This window comes from Roseateles chitinivorans (assembly GCF_050632235.1).
GTDB lineage: Bacteria > Pseudomonadota > Gammaproteobacteria > Burkholderiales > Burkholderiaceae_C > Roseateles > Roseateles chitinivorans_A.
Genome location: NZ_CP192584.1, coordinates 1,815,999 through 1,831,166, shown reverse-complemented (window position 1 = coordinate 1,831,166; position 15,168 = coordinate 1,815,999). Strand labels below are relative to the sequence as shown.

Below are 15,168 nucleotides of genomic sequence, written 5' to 3'. Positions count from 1 at the left end.
CCGGCGCTGCTGGTCAGAGCAAACGCGCCGGGAAGCCGATCAGTTACGGGTGGCCGAGGCCTGCCATTGCGAGGCGTACTGCCCCGCGTTGTCAGGCGTGCACAGCGCGGCCACGAAGATCCGCTTCTGCTCGTTGCTCCAGGGCTTGCTGGCCAGGCCGTCGATGGCGCCCTTGCCGCCGCCGCCGGCCGCGTCGATGGCCATCATCTGGCCCATGCACATCTTGGAACCGTCGACGCAGCGATTGACGACCGCGTCGAACAGGCCGGGCGCGACGCTGGAGAAGCGGCGCACCGGCTGACGCTCGGTCGGCTTCTCGAGGTCCAGGTACAGCTCCTTGGTCAGCGCGACGCCGTCGGCCTTGTTGCGCTCGACCCAGGCGGCGAACTCGTCGTTGCTCAGGCCGTGGAACTTGAAGCGCATGTGCGAGAAGCCGTCGCCGCTGAAGTTCGACGAGAAACCGTCGTACACGCCGGGCTTGTTGATCACGGCGTGGAGCTGGCTCTGCATGCCGGGCATCGCGTAGATCATGCCGGCCATGGCGGGCACGTAGAACGCGTTCATCACGGTCGACGAGCTGATCTTGAAGTGGATCGGACGATCCACCGGCGCGACCAGTTCGTTGACGGTCGCCACGCCCTGGTCCGGATAGATGAACAGCCACTTCCAGTCCAGCGCCACGACCTCGACGTTCAGCGGCTCGACCCCGGCGGGGATGGCACGCTGCGCGTCCAGCCGCTCGAGCGGGCGGAAGGGATCCAGCTTGTGGGTGCTGATCCAGGTCATCGCGCCCAGCGCGATGATGATCAGCAGCGGCGCGCCCCAGATGATCAGTTCGAGCCGCGTGGAGTGGTCCCACTCCGGCGAGTAGGTCGCCTGGGTGTTGGACGCGCGGTAGCGGAAGGCGAAGACCAGCGTGAGGATGATCACCGGGACGATGATCAGCAGCATCAGCAGCGTCGATGCGACGATGAGCTGCGCCTGCTGGTTCGCGATGTCGCCCGAAGGTTTCATCACGACCATGTTGCAGGCGGTGAGGGGCAGCGCCAGGGCCAGCAGCCCGAGACGGGCCAGTGACCGGATGGGGCCGGCGAGACTTGTTTTTGCAGATGCTTTGAGGTACATGGGACTCAGCAGACCATCAGGCGTAGTTCACGCGGAACCCCCTCCTCGCCGCGCCTTGCGGTACGGATCCCGTCGTCCGAAGCCTGGTGGGGTTTCTTCCGAAGGGAAAGCGATAAAGGGGAAAACGACACTTGTCGACCGTTGCACGCCGGGCGCAGATTTTGCCCGATTGACCAAAGCTAACTATTGGACATTTTGTCCCAGGTAGGAGACGTATGAACAGCAGCACCCTTCCGACAGCCGGGCAACACCTGGCGACCGTGGGCCAGCCGCTGCCGCGAGGCAACGGGGTGGCGACGAAAGAGGAACAGGACGCGGTCGCCCCGGGCGACATCGCGGTGGGCGTGGTCATCGGGCGGGCGTCGGAGTACTTCGACTTCTTCGTCTACGGCATCGCCTCGGTCCTGGTGTTCCCGTCGATCTTCTTCCCGCACATGGAGCGGCTGGAGGGGACGCTGTACGCTTTCGCGCTGCTGGCGCTGGCCTTCGTCGTCCGGCCGATCGGCACGCTGGTCGGGATGGAGATCCAGCGGCGCTTCGGCCGCAGCGTGAAGCTGACGGTGGCGCTGTTCCTGCTGGGCGTCTCGACCTGCACGATCGCGGTCCTGCCCGGGTTCAACACCTGGGGCGGGGCGGCCATCGGGCTGCTGGCGCTGTGCCGGATCGGTCAGGGCCTGGCCCTGGGCGGCTCCTGGGACGGCCTGCCCTCGCTGCTGGCGCTGAACGCCCCCGCGGGCCGGCGCGGCTGGTACGCGATGCTGGGGCAGCTCGGCGCGCCGATCGGCTTCCTGATCGCCGCGGCGCTCTACGCCTACCTGTGGAGCAGCCTGGCGACCATCGACTTCCTCAGCTGGGGCTGGCGCTTCCCGTTCTTCGCGGCGTTCGCGATCAACGTGGTGGCGCTGTTCGCGCGGCTGCGCCTGGTCGTGACGCACGAGTACGAGAAGAACCTCGAGGAGCATGAGCTGGATCCCTGCGATGTCGACGAGCTGTTCGAGAAGCAGGGCGCCAACCTGTTCATCGGCGCGTTCGCGGCGCTGGCCAGCTATGCGCTGTTCCACATCGTCACGGTGTTCCCGCTGTCGTGGGTGATGCTGTACGGTGACCAGAACGTCACCCAGTTCCTGGTCGTGCAGATCATCGGCGCCCTGCTGGCGGCGGGGGCCATGCCCATCTCCGGGCTGATCGCGGACCGCATCGGCCGGCGCAGCACGCTGGGCATGCTGGCCACGACGATCGGCATCTTCAGCCTCTTCGCGCCCATCCTGCTGGACAGCGGCACCATGGGCCAGAACATCTTCATCCTGGTGGGCTTCGTGCTGCTGGGGCTGTCCTACGGCCAGTCCTCGGGCGCGGTGACGTCCAACTTCCTGCCCCACTTCCGCTACACGGGCGCGGCGCTGACTTCCGACCTGGCCTGGATCATCGGCGCGGCCTTCGCCCCGCTGGTGGCGCTGGGGCTGTCGGCCAAGTTCGGGCTGTGGGCGGTGACCGCCTACCTGCTGTCGGGCGCGATCGTGACCCTGGTGGCGCTGCGCACCAACCGCATGCTCACGATGAAGGACAAGGATTGACCCCCTCGGCGTCAGACGCCCTGCGCGCCTGACGCCCGAACTCGCGACACGGGCTTGACAGCCCGCGACGCGAAAAAGCAACGGCCGATCGAGAGATCGGCCGTTTTCCTTGGCCCTCGCCTGCCCAAGCCTGGCCAGGACATGACCGCTCGATCAAAAGACCCTACTGAATTAGATAGCAAGCTACCTAATTAGAATCGTGGCCATGACGTCCTCGAATCCCAAGCCGCCCCGCGCCCTGACGCGCACCGCCCGCGAAACGGCGCTGATGTCGATCGGCATGACGCTGCCCGTGCTGGAGCGGGCCTACCGGGCCAAGGCCAACCTGGCCATGGCGCACGTAGGGCTGTCGCAGGCGCTCGCCTGGCCCCTGGTGATGATCGGCCGCAGCGGCGACGGACTGCGCCAGGGCGAGCTCGCGACGCTGCTGGGCATCGAGGGGCCCTCGCTGACGCGTTCGCTGGACCAGCTGATCACCGGCGGCTTCATCGAACGTCACGAGGATCCGGGTGACCGGCGCGCCAAGACGCTGCACCTGACCGCCCTGGGCGCGGGGGCCTGCGAGCAGATCGAGGACACGCTGCGCGACCTGCGCAACGCGCTCTACGAGGGCATCGCGGACGCCGACATCGAAGCCGCGTTGCGCGTCTTCGCCACGCTGTCCGAGCGCGTGGGCGCGCCCAAGGCGGTCGTGCCGCCGCGGCGCAAGTGAAGCCGCCTCGAGCAGTACAGCGGCCATGAAATTCCCTGCCCCCTCCTTCCCCGGGCGCCGCGTGACGTCGCTGCGCATGCCCTCACTGCGGTTGCCGACGCTGCCCGCCGTGTTGCGCCCCGGCTTCACCGGCGCCGAGTGGCTCTTCTCGTTCAAGGCCTTCGCCGCCGCGATGCTGGCGGTGTTCCTGGCGAGCTGGGCCGGACAGCCGCGGCCGTTCTGGGCGCTGATGACGGCCTACGTCGTCGCGAACCCGCTGGCCGGCGCGGTGCGATCGAAGGGGCTGTTCCGCTTCATCGGCACGCTGATCGGCGGCGCGGCGGCGGTGCTGCTGGTGCCGCGCTTCGCCAACGCGCCGGAGCTGCTGAGCCTGGCGCTCGCGCTGTGGGTGGCGGGCTGCCTGTGCCTGTCGCTGCGCGACCGCACGCCGCGCGCTTATGCCTTCATGCTGGCCGGCTACACCGCCGCGCTGATCGGCTTCCCGTCGGTGGACACGCCGCTGGCGATCTTCGATACCGCCGTCGCGCGCCTCGAGGAGATCGGCCTCGGCGTGCTGGCCGCGACGCTGGTGCACAGCCTGGTGCTGCCGAAGAGTCTGTCGAGCTCCGTGCTCGGGCTGCTGGACCGCACGCTCGGCGACACGCGCGCCTGGCTGACCGACATCGCCGGTCGCCGGGACGGCGGCGCGGACCGCCGCCGCGTCGCCGGCGACATCACGCAGCTGCGGCTGCTGTCCATCCACATCCCGTTCGACACCAGCCACCTGCGCTGGACCGCCGACGCCGTGCACGCGATGCAGGACGGCGTCGCCGCGCTGACGCCGCTGCTGGCGGGCGTGGAGGATCGGCTGCAGGCCTTGGAGGCGCATGCCGACGACACCCGTCTTCCCGACGATGTGAGCGCGATGCTCGACGCCATCGGCCCATGGCTCGTATTGCCGGCCGCCGAAGCTGAAACGCGACTCCCCGCACTGCGTGCGCAACTTGCCGCGCTGACCGGCGAGATCGCACGGGCCCGTCTCGCCGACGATCCGTGGGCGCGCCTGCTGCGCGTCGCGCTGGCGGAGCGGCTGGGCACACTGCTCGACGGCTGGCTGCATTGCATGCACCTGCGCGCCGACATCGACCGCGGCCTCGCGGGCGAGGCCATGCGCTCGCGGCCCACCGCGGCGCCGAGCGGCCCCAAGCTCCACCGCGACATGGGCATGGCGCTGTGGTCCGGCGCGGCCGCGCTGATCGCGATCCTGGTCTGCTGCGCGTTCTGGATCCTCACCGGCTGGCCGATGGGCTCGGCCGCCGCGATGATGGCGGCGATCTTCTGCTGCTTCTTCGCGGCGATGGACGATCCCGTGCCGGCCATCAACGGCTTCCTCCACTGGACCGTGCTGTCGATGCCCTTCGGCGCGCTCTACGTGCTGGTGCTGCTGCCGCTGGTGCAGGATCTGTGGACGCTGATGGCCGTCTGCGCGCCGATGTTCCTGATCGTCGGCGCCTATGTCGGCCGGCCGTCGACCTTCGGCGCCGCCCTGCCCTTCCTGTTCGGCGTCATCGGCACGCTGGTGATGCACGACACCGCGCAGGCGGACCTGACGAGTTTCCTGAACTCGATGTCGGGCCAGTTGGCCGGCGTGTTCGTCGCGGCGCGGGTCACGCGGCTGATGCGTTCGGTCGGCGCGGACTGGAGCGCCCGGCGCATCCAGCGCGCGACCTGGCGCGAGCTCGACGAGCTCGCCCGCCTGCCGCGTTCCGCCGGACGCGCGCAGGCCTATCTGCTGCGCATGCTGGACCGCATCTCGCTGCTGGCGCCGCGCGTCGCGCAGGCGGGCGGCTCGGTGCCGGGCGTCCCCACCGACGACGCGCTGCACGACCTGCGCGTGGGTGCCGACCTGGTCGCGCTCCAGGGCGCGCGCGGCCGCCTCCCCGCCGAAGCGACGCTGCCGCTGCAACCGCTGCTCGACGCCATCGGCGATTGGCAGCGCGCGCGCATCGCCGGCCGCGCCGATGCGATCGCTGCGCCGCCCTCGATCGTGCGGGACCGGCTGGACGCCGCACTCGCAGCGCTCGTCGGGGCCTACCCCGCCGCGTTGCCGCTGCCGGCGGAAGCGATCCCCGCCGCCAGCGCGCTCATGGGCCTGCGTCGCAACCTGTTCCCGCAGGCGCCCGCGCCGCAGCTCCCCGTCGGCGCCGTCGAGTCCCCCGATCACGCGGATCGGTCCGATGCGATCGAGCCTTCCGAGACGATCGAGCCATCGGACGTGACAGATCCGATCGACCTCATCGACGCGGTCGCTCCCATCGATCCCAACAAGGAGAACCCGGCATGACCGGCGCAGTGGATTTCTTCGGGCTCTACCTGCCCTGGCTGATGCCGCTCGCGGCGCTGGCGCTGCTGGCGCTGTCCGCGGTGCGGCGGTTGCTGGCTGCGATCGGCGCGTACCGCTGGATCTGGCATCCGGCGCTGTTCGACCTCGCGGTCTACGTGCTGCTGTTGTGGGGCTTGAGCGTTGCCTCGCTTCGCCTGCTGCATGGGCCGGGATGACAACGACAACGCCTTCGACCGATCAACGAATGACTCTCTCCGGAAGTCCGGACCCGACGACATGAACACTTCCTCCTTCCCCTATCGCCGCGTGATCTCGATGGCCGTCACCCTGGCCGTGGTCGGCGGCGCCCTGTGGGCGGCCGGCAAGCTCTGGGACCGCTACGAACTCCAGCCCTGGACCCGTGACGGCCGCGTGCGCGCCAACGTCGTGCAGATCGCGCCGGACGTCTCCGGCCTCGTCACCGCCGTGCCAGTGCAGGACAACCAGCAGGTCGCCGCCGGCGCGCTGCTGTTCGAGGTCGACCGCGCGCGCTTCGAGCTGGCGCTGCGGCAATCGCAGGCGCAGCTGTCGGCGCAGAAGGTCGCACTCGCGCAGGCCCTGCGCGAAGCCGACCGCAACCGCGGTCTCGGCACGCTGGTCTCCCAGGAAGCGAGCGAACAGACCCGCAGCCGCGCCGAGCAGGCGCGCGCCGCCGTTGCACAGGCCGAGGTGGCCGTCGACAGCGCGAAGCTCAATCTGGCACGCGCCGAGATCCGCGCGCCGTCCGCCGGCACGATCACCAACTTCGACCTGCGCCAGGGCGCGTACGCGAGCGCCGGCCATCCGGTGCTCGCGCTGGTGGATGCGGGCTCGCTCTACGTCGAGGGCTACTTCGAGGAGACCAAGCTGCCCCGCATCCACGTCGGCGACGCCGTCGAGGTCAAGCCGATGGGCGCGAGCCGCGCGCTGACCGGCCGCGTGGAGAGCCTGTCCGCCGGCATCGCCGACCGCGACCGCAGCACCAGCGCCAACCTGCTGCCCAGCGTGAACCCGACCTTCAACTGGGTGCGGCTGCCGCAGCGCGTGCCGGTGCGGGTGAAGCTCGATCCGCTGCCGGCGGGCGAGCGGCTCGTCGCCGGGCAGACGGTCACCGTGCAGGTGATGCCGGGACCGCCGCCCTTGAGGACGACCTCGGCGACCTCGGCGACCGCAACCACGGCGGCAATGAAGGCGGAGTTGAAGTCATGAGCAGCGCGATGAAGCCCCTGTTGGCGGTGATCGCGGCGGCGGCGCTCGCCGCCTGCTCCACGACGCCGAAAGGTCCGGACTACCAGGTGCCCGCCGAGGCTGTCGTGCTGAAGCCCCGCGCATCGGCGAACTTCCTGGAACAGCAACGCGCCGCAGAGAGCGCGAAGACCGCGAAGACCGACGCTGAAGCCAAGGGCACGGCGACAGCCTCGGTCCCGTTCGACGCCGCGCCGCTGCCGCCGCACTGGTGGCGTCTGTTCCAGGATCCCCGGCTGGATGGACTGGTCGAGCAGGCGCTCGCGCGCAACACCGACCTGCGCCAGGCGGTGGCGAACCTCGAGCGGGTCCAGGCCCTCGAATCCGAAGTCGCCGGCGGCGAGAAGCCGACGATCAGCGTCAACGGCGGCCCGAGCTACGGGCACCCGTCGGGCCTGTCGATGCTGAAAAAGGACTATGTGCCGCCCGACACCTACCGCTACAGCGCGGGCGTGGGCCTGTCGTACCAGCTCGACCTGTTCGGCCAGATCCGGCGCGCGATCGAGTCCTCGCATGCGAGCACCGAAGCCGCGTCGGCCGCGCTCGATCTCGTCAAGGTGAACGTCGCGGCGGGCACGGCGCGCGCGTATGCGGAAGCCTGCGCGACAGGCCAGCGACTCACGTCCGCGCAGCACTCGGTCGACCTCCAGCGCGAGGCGATCGACGTCACCGAGCGCCTGCAGCACGCCGGCCGCGTCGGCGAGATCGACGCCGCCCGTGCCCGCAGCCAGCTCCAGCAGTTGCGCGCCGCGCTGCCGCCCTTGCTGGCGCAGCGGCAATCAGCGCTGTACCGGCTCGCAACACTGACCGGCGAGTTGCCGGAGGATTTCCCGCGTGAGCTGGCCGACTGCCATGTCGCACCCCAGGTGACCGGCACGCTCCCGGTCGGGGACGGCGCCGCGCTGCTGCGCCGCAGGCCCGACATCCGGCAGGCCGAGCGCGAACTGCATGCGGCCACGGCGCGCATCGGCGTCGCGATCGCGGACCGGTATCCGAAGATCAGCCTGGGGCTGTCGGCCGGCTCGGCAGGCACGCTCGCCGGCTTCGGCAAGAGCGACACGCTGAGCTGGAGCCTCGGTCCGCTGATCTCGTGGACGCTGCCGAACAACGGCGTCGCCGACGCGCGGATCGCGCAGGCCGAGGCCGGCACGCGACAAGCTGCGGCGCGCTTCGACGGCACGGTGCTGAACGCGCTGCGCGAGACCGAGACCGCCCTCAACCAGTACGCCCGCGAGCTGGACCGCCGCGCGGCGCTGCAGGCCTCGCGCGATGAGGCGGCGATCGTCGCCGGGCAGGCGCGGCGGCTGTATCAGGGCGGCAAGGTCGCCTACCTGGACGCGCTCGATGCCGAGCGCGCGCTCGCTGCGAGCGACGCGGCGCTGGCCGCCTCCGAGGCCACGCTGATCGACGAACAGGTGCAGTTGTTCCTCGCGCTGGGCGGCGGCTGGGAATCGTCCCCGGAGCGGACCGAGAAGGAAGCTCACGCGGCGCGCTAACGAAAAAGGCGGCCCTTCCCGGGACCGCCTTTCTCTGACTTCACCGGGCGCTGGCCCTCACCCCCACCCTCTCCCGCAAACGGGAGAGGGAGCAAGAGTGAGAGCGCTCGCGCCTCCTCCTTCTCCTCCTCCTCGGCCGCCCCTCAGCGGCCGTGTTCCTTCATCACGGATAGCTGATCGTCAGCTTGTAGGGCGAGGTCGTGCTTGATCCCGCGTACGACATCACCTTGATGTAGACCGTCTGCGCGGTCGCGCCGTTCTGGTACGTCAGCGACTCCGTGCTGCCGACCGCCTCCGAGCGCGCCAGCCCGGTGCCGGTGGACTTCACCACGTACAGGTCGTAGTCGATGCTCGGCGAGGTCGGGCCGGTCATGTCCACGCGCAGGCGCTGGTTCGCGGCCAGGGTGACCTTGAAGAAGTCGATGTCGCTGGCCGAGCCGATGAAGCCGGTCAGCTGGTTGCGGCTGCCCAGCACGTTCGCGGCGGCGATCGTGTTGTTGGGCTCGACTTCGTCGGCCGCATCGACGACGTTGTTGATGGTGAAGCTCACCGGCGTCGACGTCGTCGTGTTGCCGGCCGCGTCGTAGGCCTTGGCCACCAGGCTGTGCGTGCCGTTGGTCAGTTGCGTCGAGTTGACGTCGATCGAGTACGGCGCCGTCGTGTCAATGTCACGCAGCGCGCCGTCCAGCCAGAACTCGACCTGCGTCACGCCGACGTTGTCGCTGGCGGTGGCGGAGAACGTGATCGTGCCGGTGGTGCCATTCACCGCGGCCGTCACCGACGGCGGCGTGGTGTCGCCGCCGCTGACGCCCTGGTTGACCCAGATCGGCGCGGACCACAGCACCTTGCCGTCGTCCTGCGTGACCTTGGCGTAGTAGAAGTGCTTGCCGTTGGCCGGCGTGATCGTCGCGGTCGGGCTGTTGCCCAGCAGCGTGACCGTGCCGTTGCGGCCGGGGACGCCTTCCCAGATCTCGGTCTGCACCACCGTGCGGCCGTTCGGGTTGTAGAACCCGACGTTGAGCGACAGCGCGCCGGCGTTGTCGAAGCGCTCGCCCATGATCTTGCCGTTGGCGCTGAAGATCAGCTGCGAGTTCTTGTCCAGCGTCGCGAAGACGCGGCGCGCCTTCAGCGCGTCGACCAGCGCGGCCTTGCTCAGCGGCGTGCCCGTGGGGATCAGCACCGCGGTGCGGTTGGTGTAGGACTTGCCCCAGTTGGCGCAGTGGTTGTCCTGGTTGGTCGCCGGCGCGACGTGGAAGCCGCGCTCCAGCAGCTTCTTCCACGAGCCTTCGTACGAACTGCGCGAGGTCTCGCTCTCGGTCGTGTTGGACGAGAACGCGGAGGTGTTCATCACCTCGGACATCACCATCACCTCGTCGCCGTCGGCGCTGTAGGCCATGTCGGTGCCGTTGATGATGAACTGGCCGCTCGAGTCCGGATGGTTGAACTGGCCGATCAGGCCCTGCGCGCGCATCACCGAGTACAGCGTCGCGTAGTCGTTCTTGGCGATGTAGCGGTCGCCGAACAGCTCGTTCTGCGCGTTGTACTCCCACGAGAACAGCTCGTTGCTGTTGAAGATGTTGAGGTGGCCGCCGTTGCTGATGACGCCCCACTCCATGCCGTACACGGCCAGGAAGCCGGGGGTGGACGCGGTGTAGTCGGCCGCGATCTGCAGGCCGCGCTGGTAGCGCGCCTTGGCCGCGGTGGCGCTGCCGCCGGTGTTGGTGCTCGACGAGCCGTCGTAGTAGTGGTTGTGGTCGGTGTTGGCGAAGATGTCCAGGCCCGCGCTCTTGGCGTACGGGAAGGCCGCGTCGGGGCCGAAGGCGCCGGTCTGCGCCGGCTGCGACGAGCTGCAGCTGCCGATGGCGCCGCCGCCGTCGGAGTCGTTGGTCTGGCCGTGGAAGCTGCCGTAGTAGATCGTGTAGGGCCAGGAGCCCGCGCCGATCACCGCCGACTGCGCGCGCACGCGCTGGTCGGCCTCGCCCGAGGCGCCCATGGCCAGCGGACGCAGCGTGCCCATCGCGATCTTGGCCGGCTTGCCGAGCGCGAAGTTCCAGCTCTGCTCGACCGCGTGGCCGCCGTCGCCGGCCTGCTGCGCGGCGAGGATCTCGTCGAACTGCGCCTCGGCGCCGGTGCCCTTGAGTGCCGTGTCGGCCTTCGCGCTGAGCGCGGTCAGGGTCGCGGTGTAGAGGCCGTCCGGCAGGCTCGCGTCGCCGCGGCCGGCCCAGTTCAGCGCGACGCTCTTGACGTCGCCGGCGTACTTCTCGACGCCGCTCCAGCGCTTGACGACGGCACCGGCGGGCGAACGCAGTTCGACGCGGTAGGCCAGCAGCGTGCCGGCCGGTGCGCCGACGTAATCGAGGTGGACCGCGAACTCGCGCGCGCCGGTGGCTTCGGCGCCGGTGAACGGCACGTCCAGCGCGGCGTCGAACTCATGGTGGTCGGGGTACTTGGCCGCGGGATCGGCGGTCAGCGCGGTCGCGCGCTCGTCGGGCGTGGTCGCCTGCGACTGCGGCTGCGACTTCTCGCCGTTGAGGCCGCCGCCGCAGGCGGTCAGCACGACGGCCATCGCGCTCAGCGTGGTCACGCGCAGCACGGCGCGCCCGGAGATCGGGAACAGGAGGCGGAAGTTCATGGGGATGTTCTCCTCGACGAGGTTCAGGCTTGCTTGCGGCGGCGGATGCTCACGCCCATCGCGCCCAGCGCGGCCAGGGTCAGCAGGATCGAGGCGGGCTCGGGCACTTCCGGCACGTCGACCTCGGGGATCAGGGAGCCGGCGAACAGCACCATGTCGTAGCGGATGGTGCCGCCCGTGCCGTAGTTGCCGCCGGTGCCGACGTAGCCCTGCGTGCCGGGCGCGAACATGCTGACCAGCTGCACGGCGAAGTTGGCGTTGTTGTCGACGCCGGCGATGTCGGAGAAGTCGAAGCCCAGGCCCTTCACGAAGACGCTGTCGCGGAGCATGCGGAAGGTGGTGGCCTCGATCCAGTTCTCGCCGTCGAGCGTGTACTGCAGCGCGGTCCAGGCGGAGGCGGTGGCGCTGTTGCGCTGGTCGAAGGTCAGGACGATGTCCTGGAAGCCGGTGGTGTCGATGGAGAAACGCACGCCGGTCGTGCGGTCGCCGGTGCCTTGCGCGGCGTAGCCGGCGGTGTTCAGCGCCATCGAGCCGGCGGTGGTGTCCGACGAGCCGGACTGGCTGACGAAGGTGGTGCTGACGCCCAGCGGGTCGAAGGACGCATTGCCGTTGTCGGTGTACGTCGGCTTGGTGGAGACGATGCCGCCGCGGTCGGGGCTGTAGCTCCAGAGTGCGACGGTGTCGGCCTGCGCGAGACCCGTCAGCAGAAGACCTGCGGCGAGCAGGATGGATTTGAATGTCATGGCGACCCCTCGGACTGGCTTTGGTTGGATCAAAAGTTTGCGCAAACGTTTACGGCAAAAATTTGTCAGCAAATGTGTGATGTTGTGCGCTTGACTTCACGCACGTGAAGGAACGGGCGGAGCGTAGGGTCGCTTCGTGACAAGCAGGTTGCGGGGAAGCCCGGAGGCGGGAATGCCGCACCCCGCGTTTGAGGGGGATGCTCCCGGGGATGAGGCCCTGCCGCGGTGCAACGGCGGGGCGGACATCGCGATCGCGGTGCGGGTCGCACCGTCATGAGTCCGGGGTTGCGACGCCCGTAGGACAAGACCTGCCGTCGAAGGCGCCGCTCTCCGACGGCCGTGGCGGGCAGTCCCTCGAATACTGTCCCCACCGCCACCCGAGAGGCCGCCGATGACCGTGATCCGCAAGGGCCAGCAGCCTGCGGAGCTGACCCGCGAGCAGTTCCACGAGCGCTTCATGCGCCGCTTCCAGGATCCGGCCTACCGCGCCGAAGACAAGGCGATCGAGCGCCTGGAGACCATCGCCTTCGAGGCGATGAAGGAAGGCCGCAAGGCGCCGATCACACGCCCCGCAGGCCACGGCTTCAAGGATCCGTCGTATGAGGTCGCGGTCGAATGGCTGGACACGCAGCAGCGCCTCAAGATGGCCCAGCAGCGCTGGAGCGATCCCGCGACGCGCTCCCGCGTGCTGCTGGTCTGCGGCAGCGACCGCAACGACGGCACCTGTCCGGGCGAGATGTCCAAGACCTGGCGTCTCACGCAGATCGCCAAGGAGCAGCTCACCCGCCACGACGTGATCGTCGATGTGCTGGACCTGAGCCTGATCACCTCCGAGTACGGGCGCCAGATCCATCCCTGCAAGGGCTGCGTGTCGACGGCGATGCCGCTCTGCCACTGGCCTTGCAGCTGCTATCCGAATCACGCGCTCGACCAGTCCAGCGACTGGATGAACGAGATCTACGAGCGCTGGGTCTCCGCGCATGGCGTGATCCTGCTCACCCCGACCTACTGGTACCAGTCACCGAGCGCGTTGAAGCTCATGATCGACCGCCTGGTCTGTGCCGACGGGGGCAATCCGGATCCGACCTCGACCCACGGCAAGAAGGTCGCCGAAGCCAAGGCCATCGAAGAGAAGGGCTGGGACTATCCGAAGCACCTCGAAGGTCGCACCTACGGCCTGGTGGTGCACGGCGACGTGGCCGGCGTCGAGGCGCAGCGCCGCAACCTCGGCGACTGGCTCGACTGGATGGGGCTGGTCGATGCCGGCAATCTTTCCCGCCTCGACCGTTACATCGGCTACTTCGAGCCCTACTTCAACAGCCACGAGGCGCTTGACCGCGACGAGGCCCTCCAGGACGAGGTCCGCCTGGTGGCCGACCTCGTCGGCGACGCGGTCAAGCAGTTGCGGGAGGGAAACCTGCCCCGTCCCCATCGCCAGGCCGTCCGCCCGAAGTGACGACGGCCTCGCCATTCCGTACGACCTCCCCCAGCCTTCATCGACTCAAGGAGCACTCCGATGGCCCACTCCCCTTCCCGTCCGACGCAGCAACTCCGTCCGGAACTGCCGGCCGACGTGCCGCCGTTCCCCACCACCGACAACGACGTCGATGCCGACGACCTCGACAGCGTCTACGGCCAGCTCGTGAAGGGCGTCGGTCATGAGTTCGTCACCGAGGGCAATGTCGACGAACTCGCCCGCCGCGCGGACTCGGACGGCCATCCGATCCTCGCGACCGAACTCAGGGAATGGAAGGCGCCCTGCTGACGCTTCGGCGTCGATGCCGCGCCGACCCCGCGCGGCTTCTCCGCCGATGTCCGTTCTCCAATGAGACAGGGCCCCGTTCGGGGCCCTGGTCTCCTTTGCGCCGCCTTCAGGCTTGCGCGGGGGTCAGCACTTGATGCCCGCATGCAGCGCCACGACGCCGCCGGTCAGGTTGTGCACGTCCACGTGGCCGAAGCCCGCCGTCTTCATCATGGCCTTGAGCTCGGCCTGCGGCGGGTGCATGCGGATCGACTCCGCCAGGTAGCGGTAGCTGTCGGCGTCGCCGGCGATCAGCGAGCCGATGCGCGGCAGCACCTTGAACGAGTACCAGTCGTAGGGCTTGCGCAGCGGCTCGGCGACCTGCGAGAACTCCAGCACCAGCAGCCGGCCGCCCGGGCGCAGCACACGGTTCATCTCGGCCAGCGCCTGGTCCTTGTGCGTCATGTTGCGCAGGCCGAAGGCCACGCACACCAGGTCGAAGGAACCGTCCTTGTAAGGCAGCGCCTCGGCGTCGCAGAGGTTGGTCGGCAGGACCATGCCCTCGTCGATCAACCGCTCGCGGCCGGTGCGCAGCATCGCCTCGTTGATGTCGGTGTGCACGACCATGCCGCGCTCGCCGACCTTCTTCGCGAACAGCCGCGCCATGTCGCCGGTGCCGCCGGCGATGTCCAGCACGCGGTCGCCCGGCTTCAGGTTGGCCACGGCCAGCGTGTACAGCTTCCAGGCGCGGTGCATCCCCATCGACATCAGGTCGTTCATGACGTCGTAGCGCGACGCGACCGAGTCGAAGACGCCGCGCACGCGTTTGGCCTTGGCGGTTTCGTCGACGGACTCGAAGCCGAAATGGGTGGAGCTCATGGTGGGGTCCTGCTGAATGGGGAGCGTCGGGGGGCGATGGCCGCGAGAGGGCGATCGATCAATGGCTGCTGCAGCTGCCGCCGCCGTGCGAATGGCCGCCCGAGCCCTTCGTCGCCATGGGCGCGTCGCGGTCCAGGCCCGCGGCGGCCAGCTTCTCTTCGTAGTCGCGCATCAGGGCGTCCTGGTCGCGGCCCAGCTCGTACAGGTAGGCCCAGGTGAACAGGCCGCTGTCATGACCGTCGGAGAAGGTCGGCTTGAGCGCGTAATGGCCGACCTGCTCGACCGCGACGATGGTGACCTCGCGCTTGCCGGTCTGCAGCGTCTCCTGGCCGGGGCCGTGGCCCTGCACCTCCGCCGACGGGCTGCGCACGCGCATCAGCTCGAACGGGATGCGGAACCGCGCGCCGTCGGTGAAGGCGAGCTCCAGCACCTTGGACTGCTGGTGCACGACGATGTCGGTGGGAAGCGGTGAATTGGGGGCGAGACCGGCCATGGAACCGCGCGGGAACGCGTTGGAAATCGAGGAGGCAGTGTAGCGGCCCGCTCCCCCGCCCGATGCCCGCCGCCCTTTCGCCGGTGCGAACGAAAAAATCCCGCCAGCTTTCACTGGCGGGATTCAACGGGAGCCCCGTTCGGGCCCGAGGCACCCGGCTTACCAAACGAGGAGCATGGCAAGTCCT

13 protein-coding genes are annotated in these 15,168 nt (G+C 69.2%); 8 read left to right on the top strand and 5 right to left on the bottom strand.

The window, feature by feature from the left end; genetic code table 11:
• Positions 1–39: 39 nt before the first annotated feature.
• Entirely contained in the window at positions 40–1,125 is a 1,086-nt protein-coding gene (cyoA, locus tag ACQ859_RS08205) for a ubiquinol oxidase subunit II (protein ID WP_088406191.1), read from the bottom strand.
• 215 nt (positions 1,126–1,340) lie between these two features.
• On the opposite strand from cyoA, the gene ACQ859_RS08200 reads away from it, so the two are divergent.
• The 6 genes from ACQ859_RS08200 to ACQ859_RS08175 all read left to right on the top strand — a co-directional run bounded on the left by ACQ859_RS08200 (position 1,341) and on the right by ACQ859_RS08175 (position 8,493).
• A complete protein-coding gene (locus ACQ859_RS08200) occupies positions 1,341–2,699 on the top strand; it encodes an MFS transporter (RefSeq protein ID WP_431265369.1) in 1,359 nt (452 codons plus the stop codon).
• A gap of 205 nt (positions 2,700–2,904) precedes the next feature.
• Positions 2,905–3,411, top strand: a complete 507-nt coding sequence (locus ACQ859_RS08195) for a MarR family winged helix-turn-helix transcriptional regulator (protein ID WP_431265368.1) — start codon at positions 2,905–2,907, stop codon at positions 3,409–3,411.
• Positions 3,412–3,436: 25 nt separating this feature from the next.
• Positions 3,437–5,734, top strand: a complete 2,298-nt coding sequence (locus ACQ859_RS08190; RefSeq protein ID WP_431265367.1) for an FUSC family protein — start codon at positions 3,437–3,439, stop codon at positions 5,732–5,734.
• A complete protein-coding gene (locus ACQ859_RS08185; RefSeq protein WP_431265366.1) occupies positions 5,731–5,949 on the top strand; it encodes a DUF1656 domain-containing protein in 219 nt (72 codons plus the stop codon). Before ACQ859_RS08190 ends, ACQ859_RS08185 begins: the two co-directional genes overlap by 4 nt.
• 61 nt (positions 5,950–6,010) lie before the next feature.
• Entirely contained in the window at positions 6,011–6,961 is a 951-nt protein-coding gene (locus ACQ859_RS08180; protein WP_431265365.1) for an efflux RND transporter periplasmic adaptor subunit, read from the top strand.
• A gap of 8 nt (positions 6,962–6,969) precedes the next feature.
• On the top strand, positions 6,970–8,493 hold the full coding sequence (locus ACQ859_RS08175) for a TolC family protein (protein WP_431265364.1): 1,524 nt from the start codon (positions 6,970–6,972) through the stop codon (positions 8,491–8,493).
• A 163-nt stretch (positions 8,494–8,656) separates the two neighbouring features.
• Here ACQ859_RS08175 and ACQ859_RS08170 read toward each other — a convergent pair whose 3' ends face one another.
• Entirely contained in the window at positions 8,657–11,125 is a 2,469-nt protein-coding gene (locus tag ACQ859_RS08170) for a CehA/McbA family metallohydrolase (protein ID WP_431265363.1), read from the bottom strand.
• A 23-nt stretch (positions 11,126–11,148) separates the two neighbouring features.
• Positions 11,149–11,868, bottom strand: a complete 720-nt coding sequence (locus tag ACQ859_RS08165) for a PEP-CTERM sorting domain-containing protein (protein ID WP_431265362.1) — start codon at positions 11,866–11,868, stop codon at positions 11,149–11,151.
• Positions 11,869–12,259: 391 nt separating this feature from the next.
• Between ACQ859_RS08165 and ACQ859_RS08160 the strand changes: the two genes are divergently transcribed.
• Together ACQ859_RS08160 and ACQ859_RS08155 are read left to right on the top strand one after the other, a co-directional pair.
• Positions 12,260–13,324: a flavodoxin family protein gene (locus tag ACQ859_RS08160; RefSeq protein WP_431265361.1), complete on the top strand. Its 1,065-nt coding sequence runs from the start codon at positions 12,260–12,262 to the stop codon at positions 13,322–13,324.
• Between the two features lie 60 nt (positions 13,325–13,384).
• The gene (locus tag ACQ859_RS08155; RefSeq protein WP_431258998.1) at positions 13,385–13,633 is read left to right on the top strand and encodes a hypothetical protein; all 249 of its coding nucleotides are present in this window, start codon (positions 13,385–13,387) and stop codon (positions 13,631–13,633) included.
• Between the two features lie 123 nt (positions 13,634–13,756).
• On the opposite strand, the gene ubiE is transcribed toward ACQ859_RS08155, so the two are convergent.
• Positions 13,757–14,488 (bottom strand): bifunctional demethylmenaquinone methyltransferase/2-methoxy-6-polyprenyl-1,4-benzoquinol methylase UbiE, encoded by a 732-nt coding sequence (gene ubiE / locus ACQ859_RS08150; RefSeq protein WP_421034723.1) that lies wholly within the window; start codon positions 14,486–14,488, stop codon positions 13,757–13,759.
• A 58-nt stretch (positions 14,489–14,546) separates the two neighbouring features.
• Complete coding sequence (locus tag ACQ859_RS08145; RefSeq protein ID WP_431265360.1) at positions 14,547–14,981, bottom strand: gamma-butyrobetaine hydroxylase-like domain-containing protein; 435 nt, start codon at positions 14,979–14,981, stop codon at positions 14,547–14,549.
• Between the last annotated feature and the right edge of the window lie 187 nt (positions 14,982–15,168).